This window comes from Micromonospora avicenniae, from assembly GCF_900156065.1.
Lineage (GTDB): Bacteria > Actinomycetota > Actinomycetes > Mycobacteriales > Micromonosporaceae > Micromonospora > Micromonospora avicenniae.
Window position 1 is genome coordinate 50,100 of sequence record NZ_FTNF01000018.1, and the last position, 17,715, is coordinate 67,814.

The window sequence follows — 17,715 nt, forward strand, 5'->3', positions numbered from 1 at the left end:
CACATGACCGCGACGTTGATGGACGGGCAGACCCTGTCCCGGAAGCTGCTCGACGAGACCGCGGAGCGGGCCGCGGCGTTCGAGCGTACGCAGGGACGCCGGCCGTGCCTGGCCACGGTTCTCGTCGGAGACGACCCCGCCTCGCACACGTACGTGCGGATGAAGGTGAACCGTTGCGCGGCGGTGGGCATCGAGTCGCGTCGAGTGGACCTGCCGGCTTCTGTCGGCACGGAGGAGCTGGTGGGGGTGCTGCGGGAGCTCTCCGCCGATCCCGCCGTGGACGGCATCCTGTTGCAGCACCCGGTGCCGGCGCACATCGACGAGCGGGCCGCGTTCGACGCGATCCCAGCGGACAAGGACGTCGACGGGGTGACCGGGGCGTCGTTCGCGGCGATGGCGTTCGGGGAGCGCGGATTCGTGTCCGCCACGCCAGCCGGCATCATGCGTCTGCTCGACGCGTACGACGTGCCGCTGCGTGGGCGCCGGGCGGTCGTCGTGGGGCGCAGCGCGATCCTCGGCAAGCCGGTGGGGATGCTGCTGCTGGCGCGGGACGCGACTGTGACGTACTGCCACTCCCGCACCGTCGACCTGGCTTCCCACGTGGCGGAGGCGGACGTGGTGGTGGCCGCGGCGGGTGTGCCGGAGCTGGTGCGCGGCGAGTGGATCAAGCCGGGGGCGGTGGTGGTGGACGCCGGTTACAACCCGGGCAACGTGGGCGACGTCGAGTTCGCCGGCGCCGCCGACCGGGCGAGCCTGATCACCCCCGTGCCGGGCGGGGTGGGGCCGATGACCATCGCCGCGTTGCTGTCGCAGACCGTGGACGCTGCCGAGCTGCACGGCTGACCCCTGGCCGGTGGGAGCCGGTCGTACCGGGGCCCGGAGTCGGCGGCGGGCCGGTCCCGCCGCCGACTGCGGCTGGCGGCGGAAACAGATCGGGCGGCGGGTGAACCAGCCGGACCGGCGCACCGTCATGCATGCGGAGACGGTACGCAGGGAGGAACAACAGAAATGCGATCCACGCCCGGCGCCGGTGGCTCGTCGAAGCTGCGCAGCGTGCTCACCGACGTGTCCCGTCGTGCTCGACGAGGCTTGACGCCGCCGTCCCCGGCGGGGCGGGTGCTGCGCGGCGGGTGGGCGCGGCTGGACACTCCGGTGCGGAGGGGTGTCGCGGCGGGCGCGGTGTTCGCGCTGGCCGCCGCGGCCGGAGTCGCGGCCGTGTCCGGATTCGGGGCCGCCACCGCCGACGACATGCGTACCGGCCAGCCGGTGCCGGCCAGCCAGGTGCAGACCATCTCCGCCGCTGCGCTGGCCTGCCCGACGCTGACCCCGGCTCGTCTCGCCGGGCAGGTGATGGCCGCGTCCGGGTTCGATCCGGCGGCCCGCACCGAGGGCGGCGGTACGGGTGTCGCAGGTCTGACCGACGCGGTGTGGGACGAGTGGAAACCGGGGGCGGACGCGCGGCGGGAGGACCCGGAGGCGAACATCGTCGCGCTCGCGCACTACATGTGTGACCTCGCCGGGCGGGTACGGGCGACCGACGCGAACGGTGACCGGTGGCAGTTGGCGTTGGCGGCGTACCGCTCCGGGCTGTCCGCGGTCCGTGACGCCGGTGGCGTGCCGGACGAGGCCGAGCGGTACGTCGGCGTGGTGGCGGGCTACGCCACCTGGTACGCGCGCCAGCCGGAGTTCACCCAGAGCAACCCGACCCGGTCTCCGGGGCCGGTCGGTGGGGTAGAGCCGAGCACGGGTACGCCGGCGACGCCGGTGCCGGACGCCTACCTGCCGGCGATCCTCGCCGCCGGGAAGGCCTGTCCGGCGGTGCCGTCGACACGGGTCGCCGCCCAGCTGATGGCGGCGTCGGCGTTCAACCCGAACCTGTTCGGCTCGAACGGCGCGCAGGGCATCGCACAGTTCAACCCCGAGGTGTGGGCGCGGTACGCCCCGAACGCGGCCGCCGCCTCGCCGTGGGATCCGCACCAGGCGATCGGGGCGCTCGGTGCGGTGATGTGCCGGCTGGTCCGGGAGATGGGTCAGGTGGGACAGGGCGACGCGTACCAGAAGGCGCTCGCCGCGTTCCAGTGGGGACCCGAGGCGGTGCAGCGGGCCGGCGGCGTGCCGGACTCGCCGGCGGTGCGCAGGTTCATCGCGTTGACCGAGGCGTACACCACCAGCTACCAGGGCGACTCGCGGCTGCCGGGTCCGCGCCCGACCAAGTCGGCGGGTGCTCCGTCGCGTTCGCCCGTCGGGCCGGGTGGCACCGCGCCGACCCGGCCGGCGCCGGGTGGTCAGGCCACGGGCGGCACGGCCACCGGGGGACCGGCGCAGCCCGGCGGCACGAAGACCGCCGCGCCGCCACCGACGACGCCGAAGCCGCACACCAGTACCGCGCCGACGGACCCGGGGCCGCAGCCGGTGGGCGGGGCCGGCCCAATCATCGGGTACGGCAGCGGCCGGTGCATCGACGTGACCGACGGCGCGTACACGAGCAACCCGCAGTTGCAGATCTGGACCTGCAACGGCGGCCCGAACCAGCAGTGGACGTTCTACAGCGACGGGACGGTCCGGGCGTTCGGCCGGTGCATGACGGTGGCGGGCGGGTCGACGGCGAACGGCGCGAAGATCCTGCTGAGCAGTTGCACCGGCAGTTCGTCGCAGAAGTTCACGTTGAACAACGCGCACGACCTGGTGAACAAGCGTGCCGACAAGTGCGTCGACGCCAAGGACATGCAGACCAGCAGCGGCACGCGGTTGCAGTTGTGGGACTGCGGGGGCACCTCCAACCAGAAGTGGCACCGCTGAGTCGGGTCGCGGCACGCGAAGGGGGCACAGTCGTTCGACTGCGCCCCCTTCGCTTCGGCGAACCGTCTTCGGCTGACCTGGCGTCTGGAAATGCGCGCGTCCGGCCGCGGTGCGAGCGGCCGGACGCGCTCGTGCCACAGTACGTCACACCGTCCCTCACTTCGAGTGCGTGGATCGAGTCGCCGCAGGGCGGAGCGGCCTGAACCCGTTGACGGAGTGAATACTCACTCCGTATGGTCCGAGTATGACGAACACGCCTGTCCGGCGACGCGCGCCGGGAATGAGTCCGGAACAACGACGAGAAGCCGTAGTACGGGCGGCCCTGCCGCTCGTCGCGGAGCACGGGGCGAGCGTCACCACGGCCCAGGTGGCCCGCATGGCCGGCATCGGCGAGGCCACGATCTTCCGGGTCTTCGCCGACAAGGAGGAGCTGCTCGACGCCGTGGTCGCCGCAGCGCTCGACCCGGCCACGGTGCTGGGTGAACTCCGCTCGATCCCGCTGGACCAGCCGTTGGCCGATCGGCTGGTCGAGGCCGCCGATGCGCTGGAGGCCCATCTCGGACGGATGGGCACGGTGCTGGGCGCCCTGCACGCCTCCGGCCACGGCCGGTCTCGGCGGCGAGGCGAGGCGCCGCGCGAGCGGTCGGCCGGGCGGGACGCGAGCCAGGCGGAGACCCGGGACGCCGTCGCCGCCCTGCTGGAGCCGGAGCGGGAGGCGCTGCGCCTGCCGGTCGAGCAGTTGACCGAGGTGTTCCTCGCGCTCGTGGGCGGACGGGGCCGGTTCCCGGGCGGCGGCGCCCAGGAGCTGTCCAACCGGGAGCTGGTGGAGCTCTTCCTGCACGGTGCCCTCCGCGCGGCCGGGGACGCGAAGTGAGTCGCCGGGTGACCGGGTGATCCAGGCGGGTGCCCGCTCCGGGGACAAGGAATCCAAGGTCGGCGCGGCGGCGGCCCGACGGTGAGCCGGGCCGGGTGAACTCCCCGGGTCGTTGCGGAGGGCAACGATTCGGCCGGTAGCGTTCTGCGGCGGAACCACGGTTACGTTTGAGGAGGCTGCGGTGCAGACGACGACGGTCGACGTCAAGACCAGCGAAGGGGTGGCGGACGCCTACCTCGTACGCCCGGACGGGGAGGGTCCCTTCCCGGCCGTGCTGGTCTTCATGGACGCGTTCGGGCTCCGGCCCCGGATGGTCGAGATGGCCGAGACCATCGCCGCCCGCGGGTACGTGGTGCTGATGCCGAACCTCTTCTACCGGGCCGGCCGGTCGCCGCTGTTCGACCTCTCGATGCTTGGCGACGCGGAGCAGCGGGGCAAGATCTTCGAGAAGATCGGTCCGTACATGGCCGCGCTGACCCCGGAGGCCGTCACCCGCGACACCGGGACGTACCTGGACTTCCTGGCCGCACGCGACGACGTCGCGGCCGGGCCGGTCGCCATCGTGGGCTACTGCATGGGCGGGATGAACGCGCTGCGGGCCATCGAGGCGTACCCGGATCGGATCGCCGCGCTGGGTAGCTTCCACGCGGGCCGGGTGGTCACCGACGCCGCCGACAGCCCGCACCTCGGGGTCGGCTCGGTCACCGGCGAGCTCTACTTCGCGCACGCCGACCAGGACCACTCGATGACCGCCGAGCAGATCGCCACCCTGGAGCGGACCCTCGACGCCGCGGGCGTGCGGTACCGCTCCGAGGTGTACGAGGGAGCGACCCACGGGTTCACCATGTCCGACACCGCCGCCTACGACGAGGCCGCCGAGAAGCGGCACTGGGCCGCCATGTTCGACCTGCTCGACCGCACGTTCGGCCGCTGAACCACGAAACGTGTGCCGGGCCCGACCGGTCGGGCCCGGCACAGTGCTCAGGACGCTGAACCGCTGAGCCGAACACCCGGCCCAGAGGCACGAGGGGCACCCTCGGCCGTCGGCGGGTGATGCGCTCGGCCTCCCGATCGGACAGGATGACGGGGACGATCCGTCGTGCTGCGCGACGACCATCCGGCCCGCCGAACGTCCCGCAGGCGGCCCGTGAGAGGAGACCCGTGCCGTCCACCCTGCTCTCCCGGCGCGATCTGCGGTTCCTGCTGTACGACTGGCTGGACGTGATCCGGCTGACCGTCCGCCCCCGCTACGCCGAGCACTCCCGGGAAACCTTCGACGCCGTCCTCGAACTGGCCGAGCGGGTGGCCACCGAACACTTCGCCCCGCACAACCGGGCGGCCGACCTCGACGAGCCCACGTTCGACGGCCGGCAGGTCCGCCTGATCCCCGAGATCAAGGCAGCGCTGGACGTGTTCGCGGAGACCGGCCTGCTGGCGTCCACGCTGGACGAGTCCGTCGGCGGCATGCAGCTGCCGCACACCGTGGCCGCCGCCTGCTTCGCCTGGTTCCAGGCCGCGAACGTGGCCACCTCGGCGTACCCGATGCTCACCCTCGGCAACACCAATCTGCTGCTCGCCCACGGCAGCCCGGAGCAGATCGACACCTGGGCGCGCCCGATGATCGAGGGACGGTTCTTCGGCACCATGTGCCTCTCCGAGCCGCACGCCGGCAGTTCGCTGGCGGACATCACCACCCGGGCCGAGCCGCAGGCCGACGGCACCCACCGGCTGTACGGCACCAAGATGTGGATCTCCGGAGGGGAGCACGAGCTGGGCGAGAACATCGTCCACCTGGTACTTGCCCGACGTCCCGACGGCCCGCCCGGGGTGAAGGGGATATCTCTGTTCATCGTGCCGAAGCTGCTCCTCGGCCCGGACGGCGAGCCCGGCGAACGCAACGACGTCGCGCTGGTCGGCCTGAACCACAAGATGGGCTACCGGGGCACGACCAACACCCTGCTCAGCTTCGGCGACGGCGCACACCACCCGGCCGGCCGAGCCGGTGCCGTCGGCTACCTGGTCGGCGAGCCGCACCAAGGGCTGGCGCAGATGTTCCACATGATGAACGAGGCCCGGATCGGGGTGGGTGCCGGCGCCACCGCGCTCGGCTACACCGGCTACCTGAAGTCCCTGGAGTACGCCCGGCAGCGGCCGCAGGGCCGGCCGCTGGCCGACAAGGACCCGACGGCACCACAGGTGCCCATCGTCGCCCACCCGGACGTGAAACGGATGCTGCTCGCGCAGAAGAGCTACGTGGAGGGCGCGCTGGCGCTGGTGCTCTACAGCGGGCGGCTGCTCGACGAGGAGAAGAGCGCCCCGGAGCCGGCCGACCGGGCCCGCGCCCACCTGCTGCTCGACACGCTCACCCCGATCGTGAAGAGCTGGCCGTCGCAGTGGTGTCTCGCCGCCAACGACCTGGCCATCCAGGTGCACGGCGGCGCCGGTTACACCCGCGACCACGACGTCGAGCAGCACTGGCGCGACAACCGGCTCAACCCGATCCACGAGGGCACCCACGGCATCCAGGCGCTGGACCTGCTGGGCCGCAAGGTCACGCTACGCGACGGGGCGGGCCTGGCCGCGCTGGCCGAGACGATCGGCATGTCCGTCGAGCGGGCCCGGAAGATCGGTGGCGAGACCACCGAGCTGGCCGAGCAGCTCGCCGCGGCGGTGCGGCGGCTCACCGATGTCACCCGCCGGCTCTGGAGCGACGGTGACCCACAGCTCGCGCTCGCCAACGCCACCGTCTACCTGGAGGCGGCAGGTCACGTGGTGATCGCCTGGATGTGGCTGGAGCAGCTGCTCGTCGTCGAGGCGGCCGGCGCCGCCGCGCCGGACGCCGACCTGTACGCCGGCAAGCGGCACGCCGCCCGTTGGTTCTTCCGGTACGAACTGCCCCGCACCGGTCCGCAGTTCGACCTGCTGGCCAGCCTGGACCGGACCACCCTGGAGATGCGCGACACCTGGTTCTGACAGGTGCCGCCGCCCGAGGCGGGTGGGCCCTTCGCGGTCAGGCCTCGTGACGGGCGACGTAGACCGTGTTGGTCGACTCACCGCCGGTCAGCGGGTTGGGAAACGGCACGACGTGCGCCTGCGCGGTGGCGAAGCCCTCGGTGAGGGCCTCCATGAACACCGGGTCGGGCGGATCGTCCGACCAGAGTGCGAACACCCCGCCGGGGTGCAGGCGACCGGCGAGCCGCCGCAGCCCGGCCGGCGTGTAGAACGCGGCGTTCCGCGGGTGCAGCACGTGCCGGGGAGAGTGGTCGATGTCGAGCAGCACGGCATGGAAGCGACGCTCCGGCCGGTCCGGGTCGAACCCGTCGCCCTCGACGGCCGCGAAGAAGTCGGCTCGTACGAGACGGGTCCTCGGGTCGTCGGCCAGTCCGGCGGCGAACGGCAGCAAGCCACGCCGGTGCCAGTCGATGACGTCCTCGATCGCCTCCACGACGATCAGGGATCGCACCCGGTCGTCGGCGAGCGCGGTGCGCGCGGTGTAGCCGAGACCGAGACCACCGACGACCACCTCCAGCTGGCCGTCGGCCAGCGGGGCCAGGCCGAGCCGGGCCAGCTCGATCTCCGCGACGGGGAAGAGGCTGGACATCAGGAACTCGTCGTCGAGCTTGACCTCGTACACCTCGACGTGAAGCTCGGGGTCGCGGCGCCGGCGCAGGCTGATCAGGCCGATCGGCGTCTCCCGCCAGGCCAGTTCCTCGAAGCGCGCGCCCAACACAGTCCTCTTCTCGCCGGTTCAGTGCCGGATGCTACCGGGTTCCCGGTCAACCCGGCCCGAGCGCGCACGCCACCACCGCTGCCGCCACCACGATCGCGACCGCGCCGACCGGGCGGCGCAGCGGAGGCCGCCGGCGCAGCAGCACCAGCAGCGTGCCGGTCGCCAGCGACGCGAAAGCCGCCACGGCGGCGACTGTACGGCACGCCACCACCGAGGCGGCGGGGTGCGTCACCGAAGGTTCACGGAAGATCGACGCAGCGCATATCCTGTGCCCCGAGCGAGCACCGGAAGGGACGTCATGCCGTCGCGGCAGGACCAGCTGCACTCGTACCAGTTCACCGTCCAGCGGGCCGTCGCCGCGCTGGTCATGCGGGAGACCGATCCGGCGCAGTCGCCGTTCCGGCGGCTCGCCGGGGCCGCGCTGGCCAGCGTGCTGGTCGCCGCGATCGGCCTGGGTGGCTTCGCGCTGTACGGGCTCTTCGCGGGCGGCGGGAGCAACTGGCGGGACACCGGCGCGGTCATCGTGGAGAAGGAGTCCGGCGCCCGGTACGTCTACCGGGACGAGAAGCTGCACCCCGTCCTCAACTACGCCTCGGCGTTGCTGATCGTCGGCGCCGAGCAGCCGAGGACGGTGCTGGTGTCTCGCCGGTCCATCGAAGGTGTGCCGCGTGGCCTGCCGCTGGGGATCGCCGACGCTCCGGATTCGCTGCCCGCGCCGGCCCGGCTCGCGAACGATCCGTGGACGGTCTGTTCGGTCACGCCCACCGACGTCGACCGCGCCGTCCCGCGCTCGGTGCTGCTGATCGGCGAGGACGCGCGCGGCGGCCGGCAGCTCGGCGACGAGGCACTGCTGGCACGGGATCCCGACGGCGGGTTGCACCTGGTGTGGCATGCGCGCCGCTACCTGGTCCGCGACTCCGCCCGCGTGCTCGCCGCGCTGGCCACCACCCGGGCGCGGGCCGTGCCGGTGGCGGCTGCGCTGCTCAACACGCTGCCGGCCGGGGCCGATCTCGCGCCGCCGCTGCTGCCTGGTCTGGGTCAGCGGTCCACCCGGGTACCGGGCGCCGAGATCGGTGACGTCTACCTGGTGCGAAACTCCGGCGGGGGCCGGCAGTACGCGGTGGCCGTCCGCGACGGACTGGCCGGGATCACCGAGTTGCAGGCGAGTCTGCTGCTGGCGCGCACCGGTCAGGGCGAGGCGGAAGCGATGACCCTCGGCCGGTTCGCCGAGCTGCCGGAGGTGGCCGACCTGGCCCCGTCCGGCCCGGCCGCCCCGCCGCCGGCGCCACCACGGTTGGCCACCGTCGACGGGGGCGGATTGTGTGCCCGGGTGGCCGACGACGCCGGGGTGGCCGAGCTGCGGGTGGGCGTACGCCCACCGGATTCCGCCGCCGCGCCTCGTTCGGGCCCGACGGGTGGCGCGGTGCGCGCCGACCAGGTCGTGGTGCAGCCCGGCCGGGGCGCCATCGTCGAGGCGGTCGCGGCGCCCGGTGCCACCGGCGGGGCGGTGTCGGTGGTGACCGACCTGGGCCGGCGGCACGTGGTGGCCGACCGCGAGGTGCTGGCCATGCTCGGCTACCGCGACGTGCGCCCCACCCGGCTGCCGGCCGGCGTGGTGAGCCTGGTGACCGCGGGGGCCACGCTCGATCCGGCGGCGGCGCGGGCCGTCGCCGCGCCGGGCTGACCGCTCGCAACCCGTCCGGCCCGAGCCGATGGGCCGCGCCGGCCTGCTCCTCGGTCGGCAGGCCGGTGCGCGGGGTCAGGCGGCGGGGCGGCGCAGCAGTGTGACGGCGAAGTCCGCGTCGTCACGCCAGGGGCGCAGGTCCCAGGTCGCGAAGCGGTGCTCCAGCCGCAGTCCGGCGGCGACCGCGTCGGTGTCGAAGTCGTTCAGTGGGTAGCCGCGGCCGGTGCCGAAGCCGACCGCCAGCACGCCGTCGGGACGCAGGTGTGCGGCGATGCGGCGCAGCACCTCCCGCTCGGTGCCGGGCGCGACGAAGGTGAGCACGTTCCCGACCAGTACCGCCGCGTCGAAGGGCTCGGCCTCGCCGACCGCCGGCAGGTCCAGCTCGGCCAGGTCACCGACCAGCCAACGCGGGCCGGGATGATCGGCCCGGGCGGCCTCGACCAGCGCCGGATCGGCGTCCACCCCGATCACCGTGTGACCCCGGGCGGCCAGCGCGGCACCCACCCGGCCGGTGCCCGAGCCGGCGTCGAGGATCCGGGAACCGGGCGGCACCAGCGCGTCCACCAGACGAGCCTCGCCGGCCAGGTCCGCCCCCTCAACGGCGAGTCGGCGGAACCGGTCGATGTACCACTGCGAGTGCTCGGGCCCGGTGTCGGTCTCCCAACGCGTCGCGCTTCCCATGCCGCTACCGTAACCAGCCCCACTCCCGCCCCCTCACGCAGACTGGGCCCTCTTTCACGGAAAGAGTGGCTATTCCGCGTGGAATAGCCACTCTTTCCGTGAAAGTGCGCGCCTCTCGGTGGGGTCAGGCTTTTTCGGCGCCGGTGGTCAGGCCTTCGGTCAGGAGGCGTTCGGTGGCGAAGAAGAGGAGCACGATGGGCAGCGTGAGGACCACTGAGCCGGCCATCAGCACCGTCTTCGGCACCTCCACCCCGTCGGCGAGTTGCGCGAGTCCCAGCGACACCGTCCACCGGTGTGGTTTGTCGACGAGGAAGAGCAGCGCGAACAGGAACTCGTTCCAGGCGATCATGAAGTCGTAGAGAGCGACCGCCATGATCGATGGGGCGGCCAGGGGCAGGCTGATCCGGCGGATGATGCCGAGCCGGCCGGCGCCGTCGATCGCGGCGGACTCCTCGAGGCTGACCGGGATGGTCTCGAAGTAGTTCTTGAGCATGTAAACCGAGACGGGCAGGGTCTGCGAGATGTAGACCAGCACCAGCCCGACCAGCGAGCCGCGCAGCCCCGCCCGGGTGAAGACCACGAACAGTGGGATGGCGATCACGATGGACGGGAAGAGGTAGACCGCCAGGAAGAGGAAGTCGACCTGGCGGCGGCCGAAGAAGCGCAGCCGCGACACCGCGTACGCGCCGGGGATCGCCACGACCAGGGTGAGCAGGGTCGCGGCGAGGGCGACGAGGCCGCTGTTGCGGATGAAGGCGAGGAAGCCCTGGCCGCCGTCCTCGGTGGCCTTGAGCACCTCGGCGTACGTGCTGACGGTCAGCTCGCCGAGGCCGACCACCAGCGCGCCGGGGTCGAGCAGGAGCCGCTCGATCGGGCGTACCGAGAGCACCAGCATGTAGTAGAAGGGGAAGACGGTGACCAGCAGGAATGCGGCGATGACCAGCCGCCGCAGCCAGCGCAGTCCCACCGTCTCGACCCGGTCGCGGTCCATCAGTCCACCCTCCGGGCGAAGAAGCGCAGGTAGATCAGGACGAACACGACGAGCACCACGGCCAGCACCACCGCCTGCGCCGAGGCCGCGCCGATGTCGGTACGCGCGGTGAGGAACTCGTAGACCCGGATGCTGACGACCTCGGTGCCGGCGGCGCCCCCGGTGAGCAGGTAGACGTCGTCGAACTTGTTGAACGTCATGATGAACCGCAGCACGCCGAGCAGCGCGATCACCGGCATCAGTTGGGGGAGCAGGATGTGCCGGAAGCGCTGGGTGGGGGTGGCGCCGTCGACCCGGGAGGCCTCCTCCAGTTCACCCGGCACCGCTTGGAGGCGGGCCAGCAGGAAGAGGAACGCGAACGGGAAGTAGCGCCACGCCTCGAACGCGATCACGGTGGCGAGCGCGGTGGACTCCTGGGACAGGAACGGCACGGCCGTGTCCCAGCCGAGCAGCCGCTGACCCCAGTGGTTGACGATGCCGAGCTGCGGGTCGAGCATCACCTGCCAGACGAAGGTCATGGCGACCACCGGCGCCACGTACGGCAGCAGCATCGACGCCCGTACCAGGGTGCGGCCCCGGAACGGGCGGCGGACGACCAGCGCCGCGACCAGGCCGAGCGCGATCGACCCGGCGGTGCTGCCGACGCTGTAGATCAGAGTGGTGACCAGGGTGTCCGCGAAGCCGGGGGTGTGCAGCACCCGTTCGATGTTGTCCAGGGTGAACTCGCCGAAGAGGCCGGTGCGGCGCAGCGTGGCGAGCCGGACCCGCTGGAAGGCGAGCACCACGGTCCAGACGATGGGGATGCCGATCACGGCGAGCACGACGAGCAGGGTCGGCGCGACCAGCGCGAGCCCGGCTCGGGACTCGCGCCTGCGCAGGGTCAACGGGCGGCGTGGCCGCCGGCCGGCAGGCTGCTCCAGGGTGGGGGAGCGGCCGGTGCCGGGTGCGGTGGTGGTCAATTGACGCCCGCCTTGATCGCGTCCACGTCCTTCTTCGCGCGGCCGGCGGCCGCTGCGGCGTCGGACTTGCCGGCGATCACGTCGTTGAGCGCCTTCGGCACCGGCAGCTCACCGAGGATCGCGCCGACGAGCTTGCCCTGCCCCTGGGTCAGGCCCCAGCGTTGGAACGTGTCCGGGCTGGTGCGTAGCGCGTCGAGGACCTGGTCGCCGTACACCTCGGCGAGCGGCTTCTTGGCGTCGACCCCGGCCTGGCTGGTGTTCCACGCGGTGAGGAACTTCTCCGGCTCGCTCAGGGTGCCCTTGCGTACCGGGAACCGGCCCTCCGGAGACATGCCGAACCAGCGTGGGTAGGCGTCGTCGAGCAGGTACTCGACGAAGCTCTTCGCCGGGTCGGCGGCGGCGCCGTCGAGCACCGCCCAGGAGCTGATCTCGCCGTACTGGGCCGGCGCGGTGCCGTTCGGGCCCTTGATCGCGGTGACGAATCCGCTGTTCTTCGCGAGGAAGGCGGGGTCGGCGGCGCACTGCGGGCAGGTCGGTTTGGCGTCGTTGCGCAGACCGGCCAGCTCGTCGAGGACGAACGGCGACCAGATCAGCATGGCGGCCTTACCGGCGAAGTATGTGGCCCGGGTGGTCTCCACGTCCTGCGCGCCCTTGACCGAGTGGTCGCGCATCAGATTGCCGTAGAAGCGGAACGCTTCGACGCACTCCGGCGAGTCCAGCTTCACCGCCCCCGAGTCGTCGGTGAGCTGGCAGTTGTTGGCCAGCGCCAGGTGTTCGAAGGTCTGCTGGGTGAACACGTCGCCGGGAGCGGTCGCCGCGGTGATCCCGGCGATCCCGCCGGTGTTCAACCGGGCCGCCGCGGCGGCGATCCGTTCGTACGTGTCGGGGGCGGGCAGCCCGGCCGCGGCGAAGAGGTCCTTGCGGTAGACGAGCAGCTGGCCCCAGCCGTCGCTGGGCACGGCGAGCTGCCGGCCGTCGTCGGAGGTCAGTTCGACGGCCCGGGCCGAGAACGTCTGCCGTCCCAGCTCCTCGACGACCTCCGCGTTCGCCGAGGGGTGCAGCAGTTCGTTGCCGGCCAGGGTGCGTACGCCGGCCAGCGACACCGAGCCGACCACGTCGGGCAGTTCCCCGGCGGCGGCGCTGGACGCGATCAGGGACGGGAACTGGTCCTCGTTGACGGTGACCAGCTCGACCTGGATCCCGGTCCGCGCGGTGAAGTCGGCGATGATCGCCCTGGTGGCGGTGACCCGGTCGGCGACGTCCTCCAGGCTCCACACGGTGATTTTCTTGTCGTCGCTGCCGGGCTCGTCGTCGCCGCAGGCCAGCAGGGTGGCTCCGGCGAGTGCCAGGGCCAGGGTGGCGGTGAGCGTCCGCATCGGAGCGAATGACATCGGTGGCACTCCTCTCGAAGGGTACATCGGGGATTCAACCCCTTCGATTGATCAATTACAAGACATATGCCGATTTTTTGTTTTACGATGGAGCCCGGCGCTACCGGGATGTGACTCATGGTCAATTGGGTTGTCTCTCTCGCCGGGCCCCGACGGATCAGCCTGGAGCCCTGCCCCGTGGACCCACTCGGTCCGGGCGAGGTCCGCGTCCGCACCCGCTACTCCGGCATCTCCGCCGGCACCGAACTCACCCTCTACCGCGGCAGCAACCCGAGGCTGAGCAAGGACTGGGACGACGTCACCCGGATGTTCGTCCCCCGTCAGACCACCGTGCCGTACCCGCTGGTCGGCTTCGGTTACGAAGAGGTCGGCGAGGTCGTCGAGGTCGCCCCCGACGTGGTCGACCGGCAACGCGGCCAGACCGTCTGGGGCATCTGGGGGCACCGCGCCGAGGCGGTCCTGCCCGCCGACGCCGTCCAGCCCCTGCCGCCCGGTCTCGACCCGCTCGCCGCCGTCTTCGCCCGCCCCGGCGCGATCGCCCTCACCGCCGTGCTCGCCGGCGACCTGCACCTCGGGGACTGGGTCGGGGTCTTCGGGCAGGGCGTGATCGGGCTGCTCGCCACCCGGCTGGCGGTGCTCTCCGGAGCGCGCGTCGTGGCCGTGGACCGGGTCGCCGCCCGGCTCGGGCACGCCTGTCGCTACGGCGCCCGGGCGACCGTCGACGCGGGCGTCGAGTCTGCCGCGGACGTGCTGCGTGGCGCCACCGGTGGCCGGGGCGCCGACGTCTGCCTCGAGTTGTCCGGGGCGTACCCGGCACTGCACGAGGCGATACGGGCCACCACCCACGCCGGCCGCGTCGTGGCCGCCGGCTTCTACCAGGGGCAGGCCGCTGGCCTCGGCCTCGGCGAGGAGTTCCACCACAACCGGATCCAGTTGGTGGCGGCCCAGGTCTCCGGGCCGACGCCGGCGCCCGGCATGGCCGGCCGGTGGACCGGGACCCGGGTCGCCCAGACCTTCATGGAACTGGTGGCCGAGGGAGACGTGGACCCGCTGCCGCTGGTGAGTCACGTCGTCGACGCCGGCGCGGTGGCCGATGCGCTGGCGTTGCTCGACCGCGGTGACGGTGACGTCCTCCAAGTGGTGCTGAGGTTCGCATGACCATCCACATCGCCTGCCAGGAGCAACTCCTGCCGGGCACCGACCTGATCCAGAAGTACGCGTTGGCCACCTCGCTCGGCTACGACGGGGTCGAGCTGCGGGGGCGTGGCGATCTGGCGTTCGCTCGCCGGCTGCCCGAACTTCGCCGGGCCCGCGCCGCAGGCGTGGTGATGCCCACCGTCTGCGTCGAAATGGACCATTTCATCGGCGACTTCGACCCGGCACGTTCCGCCGACGCCGTGCGGAACCTGCGTTCCCAGCTCTCGGTGATCGCCGAGCTGGGCGGGACCGGCGTCATGACCCCCGCGGCGTGGGGGATGTTCTCCCGGCGGCTGCCGCCGTTCGAGCCGCCCCGGCCGCCGTCCGGCGACCGCCAGGTGCTGGTGGACGCCCTCGGCGCGCTCGGCGAGCACGCCCGCGCCGAGGGGGTCACCGTCTTCCTGGAGCCGCTCAACCGGTACGAGGACCACATGGTCAACCGGCTCGACGAGGCGGTCGCGCTCTGCGCCGCGGTCGGGTTGCCCTCGGTACGGGTGGTCGCCGACACCTTCCACATGAACATCGAGGAGGACGACGTGCACCGGGCGCTGCGCTCCGCCGCGCCGTACCTCGGGCACGTCCAGGTGAGCGACTCCAACCGGTACCAGCCGGGCGCGGGTCATCTCGACTGGCCGGCGCTGGTGCGCACCCTGCTCGAGATCGGCTACCGGGGATGGCTGGCCCTGGAGTGCCGGCTCCGTGGTGACCCGGTGCGGGCGTTGCAGCAGGCCGTCACGGTGCTGCGGCACGCCGAACCCCGGCAGGCGGCGGCGTGAGCACCGGCGGCCCGCCCGACGGTTCGCCCGACGAGGTGAGGAGCGCACCGCCTGACGGCGGGGCCGTCGACGGGCCGGGTGGCGACGTCGAACGGCTGCGCCGGGTCGCCGTGGCCACCCTCGAGGCCAACTGGGAGCACGACCACACCGTGCCGTCCCGCACCCTCTATCCCCACCAGTGGAGCTGGGACTCGGCGTTCATGGCGATCGGGTGGGCCCACCTTCGCCCCGAGTACGCCTGGCGGGAGCTGGAGAGCCTGTTCCGGGCCCAGTGGGCCGACGGTCGGGTGCCGCACATCGTGTTCAACCCCCGGCTGCCGGTCGGGGCGTACTTTCCCGGGCCCGAGTTCTGGGCATCGGAGCGGGCCGAGGCGGCGCCGACCATCGCCACCTCCGGCCTGGTCCAGCCGCCGGTGCACGCGCTCGCGGCCTGGCTCGCGTACCGGCGGGCCCCCTCGGACCCGGCTCGCGCGGCGCTGCGCCGGCTCTATCCCCGGCTGGTGGCCCAGCAGCGCTACCTGGCCACCCGGCGGGATGTGGGCGGCGCGGGGCTGGCCTGTGTGGTGCACCCGTGGGAGTCCGGGCTGGACAACAGCCCCGCCTGGGACGCCCCGATGGCGGCGGTCGCGGCCGACGAGGCGGTGATGCGGGCGTACCGCCGGCACGACACCGCCCACGCTCCGGCCGCGCACCGGCCCACGGACCTGGACTACGCGCGGTACGTGACGATCGTCGCCTCGTACCGGGACGGCGGCTACCGGGACGCGGAACTGGCCCGGCGGCATCCGTTCCTGGTCGAGTGCCCGCTGTTCAACGCGGCGGCGGGGGCGGCCGAGCACGCGCTGGCCGCGATCGCGCCGCTGGTCGACGCCGACCCGGGGCCGCACCGCGAACGAGCCGCTCGGATCACCGAGGCGCTGGTACGCCGGCTGTACGACCCGGCCACCGGGACGTTCCAGCCCCGGGACCTGCGGACCGGGCGGCTGGTACCGGCGCGGACGGTGCTGGGCCTCGCGCCGTTGATCCTTCCGGACCTACCGGCCTCGCAGGTCACGGCGGTCGTCGCCGAGGCGTGTTCGGCCCGGTTCGGGGTGGCGGGGCGGATGTCGCGGCCGCTGCCCAGCTACGACCGGACCGCGCCGGACTTCGAGCCGCTGCGCTACTGGCGCGGTCCGAGCTGGATGAACATCAACTGGCTGGTCCGCCGTGGCCTGCTCGGCCACGGGCGGGCCGACCTGGCAACCGGACTGGGGCGGTCCATGGCCGAGCTGGTGGCGACCGCCGGCTGCCACGAGTACTTCCACCCGGACACCGGGGCGGGGCTCGGCTCGGCAGCGTTCGGCTGGACCGCCGCGCTCCTGCTCGACCTGCTCGCCGACGAACGCGCGCCGGCTCCCGCGATCTGAACCGGCAGTCACCCGTGTCGGCGCGTGCCGGTCGGTGCACCGGGTGGGCGCGGGCCCCCAGCGCACGCGCCCACCCGGTGGTCTCTGTCGCGGGCCGACGGCCCGGACGACGACCGGTGTACGCGATGGAGCATCGACCAGATGGCCGCTGCCGACGGTCGAACAGCCGCGGCGGACTTGCGTCGTGTCGCACTTCCGCCACCCCGGCTGCCGCCGGAAGCCGGCGCGGGCGGGTGTCTACGATGTGCGCCGAGGGCGGAGGGGGCGTCATGACCGGAATCGACAAGGTCGCCTGGATTCTGTTGACGGACGGGCAGATCCTCAGCACCCGCTCGCAGGGCCGGGATGTCTGGTACCTGCCCGGCGGTAAACGGGAGCCGGGCGAGAGCGACCGGGACACTCTGCGTCGCGAGATCGCCGAGGAGCTCAGCGTCGAGGTGGACGTGGCGAGCGCGGTGCACGTCGGGACGTTCACCGCGCAGGCGCACGGTCACGCCGCCGGTGTCGAGGTGCGGATGACCTGCTACACCGCCGGCTATCGAGGTACCTTGCGTCCGGCCGGCGAGATCGCCGAGTCGGCCTGGCTCGGGTACGCCGACCGAGACCGGGTCTCCGCGGTCGACCAGATCATCTTCGATCACCTGCACGCCGCGGATCTGCTGCGCTGATCCGGCTCTGGTTTGCCGGTCGTGGGCAGGGGTAAGCGCCGGGCCGGTGACGAAGGAGGCGCGGCGTGCGGTTTCCCCGCTTCATCGACGCGGTGTCCCGGCGGTCCGGGCTGCCGCCGGAGCAGGCCGCCACGATCGCCCGCGCGGTGCTGCAGACGATGGCGGAGCGGGTCACCGGGCGCCCGGCGGACGATCTGGCCGGGCGGCTCCCGGACGAGCTGGACGGCTACCTCTCCGGACCGGATGCGGACGCGGGACCGACGCCCGCCGGCCCCGGTGAGTTTCTGCGCCGGGTGGGGGAGCGGGCCGGGGTGGACGAGGTGACCGCCCAGGTGGGTACCGGCGCGGTGTTCGCCACTCTCCGGGAGGCGGTCACGGTCGCCGAGTTCCGGGAGATGGTGGCGCGACTGCCGATGAGCGCCGACGGTGCGGTCGAGCCGCTTCCTCCGTCGTACGATGGTTGAGCGCGGACCACCCGCGCGTTCCTGTCCAAGGTCCGACATCCGGCGAAGTTCCGGAAATTTGTCGGCGACATGGCACGCGAGCCGGAAGATTGACC

General features: G+C 72.6%; 17 protein-coding genes. 11 read left to right on the forward strand and 6 right to left on the reverse strand.

The annotated features are described in order from the left end of the window. Positions 1–3: 3 nt before the first annotated feature. The 5 genes from BXA10_RS23455 to BXA10_RS23475 all read left to right on the forward strand — a co-directional run bounded on the left by BXA10_RS23455 (position 4) and on the right by BXA10_RS23475 (position 6,646). Positions 4–843 (forward strand): bifunctional 5,10-methylenetetrahydrofolate dehydrogenase/5,10-methenyltetrahydrofolate cyclohydrolase, encoded by an 840-nt coding sequence (locus BXA10_RS23455; RefSeq protein WP_076472980.1) that lies wholly within the window; start codon positions 4–6, stop codon positions 841–843. A gap of 165 nt (positions 844–1,008) precedes the next feature. Continuing rightward, complete coding sequence (locus tag BXA10_RS31910) at positions 1,009–2,799, forward strand: ricin-type beta-trefoil lectin domain protein (RefSeq protein WP_217696834.1); 1,791 nt, start codon at positions 1,009–1,011, stop codon at positions 2,797–2,799. Between the two features lie 244 nt (positions 2,800–3,043). Next, positions 3,044–3,673, forward strand: a complete 630-nt coding sequence (locus BXA10_RS23465; RefSeq protein ID WP_076472982.1) for a TetR/AcrR family transcriptional regulator — start codon at positions 3,044–3,046, stop codon at positions 3,671–3,673. 181 nt (positions 3,674–3,854) lie between these two features. Continuing rightward, a complete protein-coding gene (locus BXA10_RS23470) occupies positions 3,855–4,607 on the forward strand; it encodes a dienelactone hydrolase family protein (protein WP_076472983.1) in 753 nt (250 codons plus the stop codon). 227 nt (positions 4,608–4,834) lie between these two features. Then, positions 4,835–6,646, forward strand: coding sequence for an acyl-CoA dehydrogenase (locus BXA10_RS23475; RefSeq protein WP_076472984.1), 1,812 nt, complete (start codon positions 4,835–4,837; stop codon positions 6,644–6,646). A gap of 37 nt (positions 6,647–6,683) precedes the next feature. On the opposite strand, the gene BXA10_RS23480 is transcribed toward BXA10_RS23475, so the two are convergent. Further along, a complete protein-coding gene (locus tag BXA10_RS23480) occupies positions 6,684–7,403 on the reverse strand; it encodes a polyamine aminopropyltransferase (RefSeq protein ID WP_245828402.1) in 720 nt (239 codons plus the stop codon). 46 nt (positions 7,404–7,449) lie between these two features. After that, complete coding sequence (locus BXA10_RS31630) at positions 7,450–7,587, reverse strand: hypothetical protein (RefSeq protein ID WP_175649284.1); 138 nt, start codon at positions 7,585–7,587, stop codon at positions 7,450–7,452. A 114-nt stretch (positions 7,588–7,701) separates the two neighbouring features. Between BXA10_RS31630 and eccB the strand changes: the two genes are divergently transcribed. Continuing rightward, positions 7,702–9,087, forward strand: coding sequence for a type VII secretion protein EccB (gene eccB, locus BXA10_RS23490; protein ID WP_076472986.1), 1,386 nt, complete (start codon positions 7,702–7,704; stop codon positions 9,085–9,087). Positions 9,088–9,162: 75 nt separating this feature from the next. On the opposite strand, the gene BXA10_RS23495 is transcribed toward eccB, so the two are convergent. From BXA10_RS23495 to BXA10_RS23510, 4 genes are all read right to left on the reverse strand, one after another. Continuing rightward, complete coding sequence (locus tag BXA10_RS23495) at positions 9,163–9,768, reverse strand: class I SAM-dependent methyltransferase (protein ID WP_076472987.1); 606 nt, start codon at positions 9,766–9,768, stop codon at positions 9,163–9,165. A 124-nt stretch (positions 9,769–9,892) separates the two neighbouring features. Next, the gene (locus BXA10_RS23500; RefSeq protein ID WP_076472988.1) at positions 9,893–10,759 is read right to left on the reverse strand and encodes a carbohydrate ABC transporter permease; all 867 of its coding nucleotides are present in this window, start codon (positions 10,757–10,759) and stop codon (positions 9,893–9,895) included. Beyond that, entirely contained in the window at positions 10,759–11,718 is a 960-nt protein-coding gene (locus tag BXA10_RS23505; protein ID WP_076472989.1) for a carbohydrate ABC transporter permease, read from the reverse strand. Before BXA10_RS23505 ends, BXA10_RS23500 begins: the two co-directional genes overlap by 1 nt. Next, positions 11,715–13,109 carry an ABC transporter substrate-binding protein gene (locus BXA10_RS23510; RefSeq protein ID WP_076472990.1) on the reverse strand — a complete coding sequence of 465 codons (1,395 nt, stop codon included), beginning with the start codon at positions 13,107–13,109 and terminating at the stop codon, positions 11,715–11,717. Before BXA10_RS23510 ends, BXA10_RS23505 begins: the two co-directional genes overlap by 4 nt. Before the next feature lie 117 nt (positions 13,110–13,226). Between BXA10_RS23510 and BXA10_RS23515 the strand changes: the two genes are divergently transcribed. From BXA10_RS23515 to BXA10_RS23535, 5 genes are all read left to right on the forward strand, one after another. Next, positions 13,227–14,267 carry a zinc-dependent alcohol dehydrogenase gene (locus tag BXA10_RS23515; RefSeq protein ID WP_076472991.1) on the forward strand — a complete coding sequence of 347 codons (1,041 nt, stop codon included), beginning with the start codon at positions 13,227–13,229 and terminating at the stop codon, positions 14,265–14,267. After that, positions 14,264–15,082, forward strand: a complete 819-nt coding sequence (locus BXA10_RS23520) for a sugar phosphate isomerase/epimerase family protein (RefSeq protein ID WP_076472992.1) — start codon at positions 14,264–14,266, stop codon at positions 15,080–15,082. The genes BXA10_RS23515 and BXA10_RS23520 overlap by 4 nt, the downstream gene beginning before the upstream one ends. Before the next feature lie 95 nt (positions 15,083–15,177). Next, a complete protein-coding gene (locus BXA10_RS23525; RefSeq protein WP_175649286.1) occupies positions 15,178–16,488 on the forward strand; it encodes an MGH1-like glycoside hydrolase domain-containing protein in 1,311 nt (436 codons plus the stop codon). Between the two features lie 269 nt (positions 16,489–16,757). After that, positions 16,758–17,156, forward strand: a complete 399-nt coding sequence (locus BXA10_RS23530; protein WP_076472993.1) for an NUDIX hydrolase — start codon at positions 16,758–16,760, stop codon at positions 17,154–17,156. 65 nt (positions 17,157–17,221) lie between these two features. Then, positions 17,222–17,620, forward strand: coding sequence for a DUF2267 domain-containing protein (locus BXA10_RS23535; RefSeq protein WP_076472994.1), 399 nt, complete (start codon positions 17,222–17,224; stop codon positions 17,618–17,620). Positions 17,621–17,715 lie beyond the last annotated feature (95 nt).

Excerpts from the sequence above, each read along its gene's own strand:
- BXA10_RS23455 (WP_076472980.1), top strand. The coding sequence starts at position 4 with ATGACCGCGACGTTGATGGACGGGCAGACCCTGTCCCGGAAGCTGCTC.
- BXA10_RS31910 (WP_217696834.1), top strand. The coding sequence starts at position 1,009 with ATGCGATCCACGCCCGGCGCCGGTGGCTCGTCGAAGCTGCGCAGCGTG.
- BXA10_RS23465 (WP_076472982.1), top strand. The coding sequence starts at position 3,044 with ATGACGAACACGCCTGTCCGGCGACGCGCGCCGGGAATGAGTCCGGAA.
- eccB (WP_076472986.1), top strand. The coding sequence starts at position 7,702 with ATGCCGTCGCGGCAGGACCAGCTGCACTCGTACCAGTTCACCGTCCAG.
- BXA10_RS23495 (WP_076472987.1), bottom strand. The coding sequence starts at position 9,768 with ATGGGAAGCGCGACGCGTTGGGAGACCGACACCGGGCCCGAGCACTCG.
- BXA10_RS23500 (WP_076472988.1), bottom strand. The coding sequence starts at position 10,759 with ATGGACCGCGACCGGGTCGAGACGGTGGGACTGCGCTGGCTGCGGCGG.
- BXA10_RS23510 (WP_076472990.1), bottom strand. The coding sequence starts at position 13,109 with ATGTCATTCGCTCCGATGCGGACGCTCACCGCCACCCTGGCCCTGGCA.
- BXA10_RS23515 (WP_076472991.1), top strand. The coding sequence starts at position 13,227 with ATGGTCAATTGGGTTGTCTCTCTCGCCGGGCCCCGACGGATCAGCCTG.
- BXA10_RS23520 (WP_076472992.1), top strand. The coding sequence starts at position 14,264 with ATGACCATCCACATCGCCTGCCAGGAGCAACTCCTGCCGGGCACCGAC.
- BXA10_RS23530 (WP_076472993.1), top strand. The coding sequence starts at position 16,758 with ATGACCGGAATCGACAAGGTCGCCTGGATTCTGTTGACGGACGGGCAG.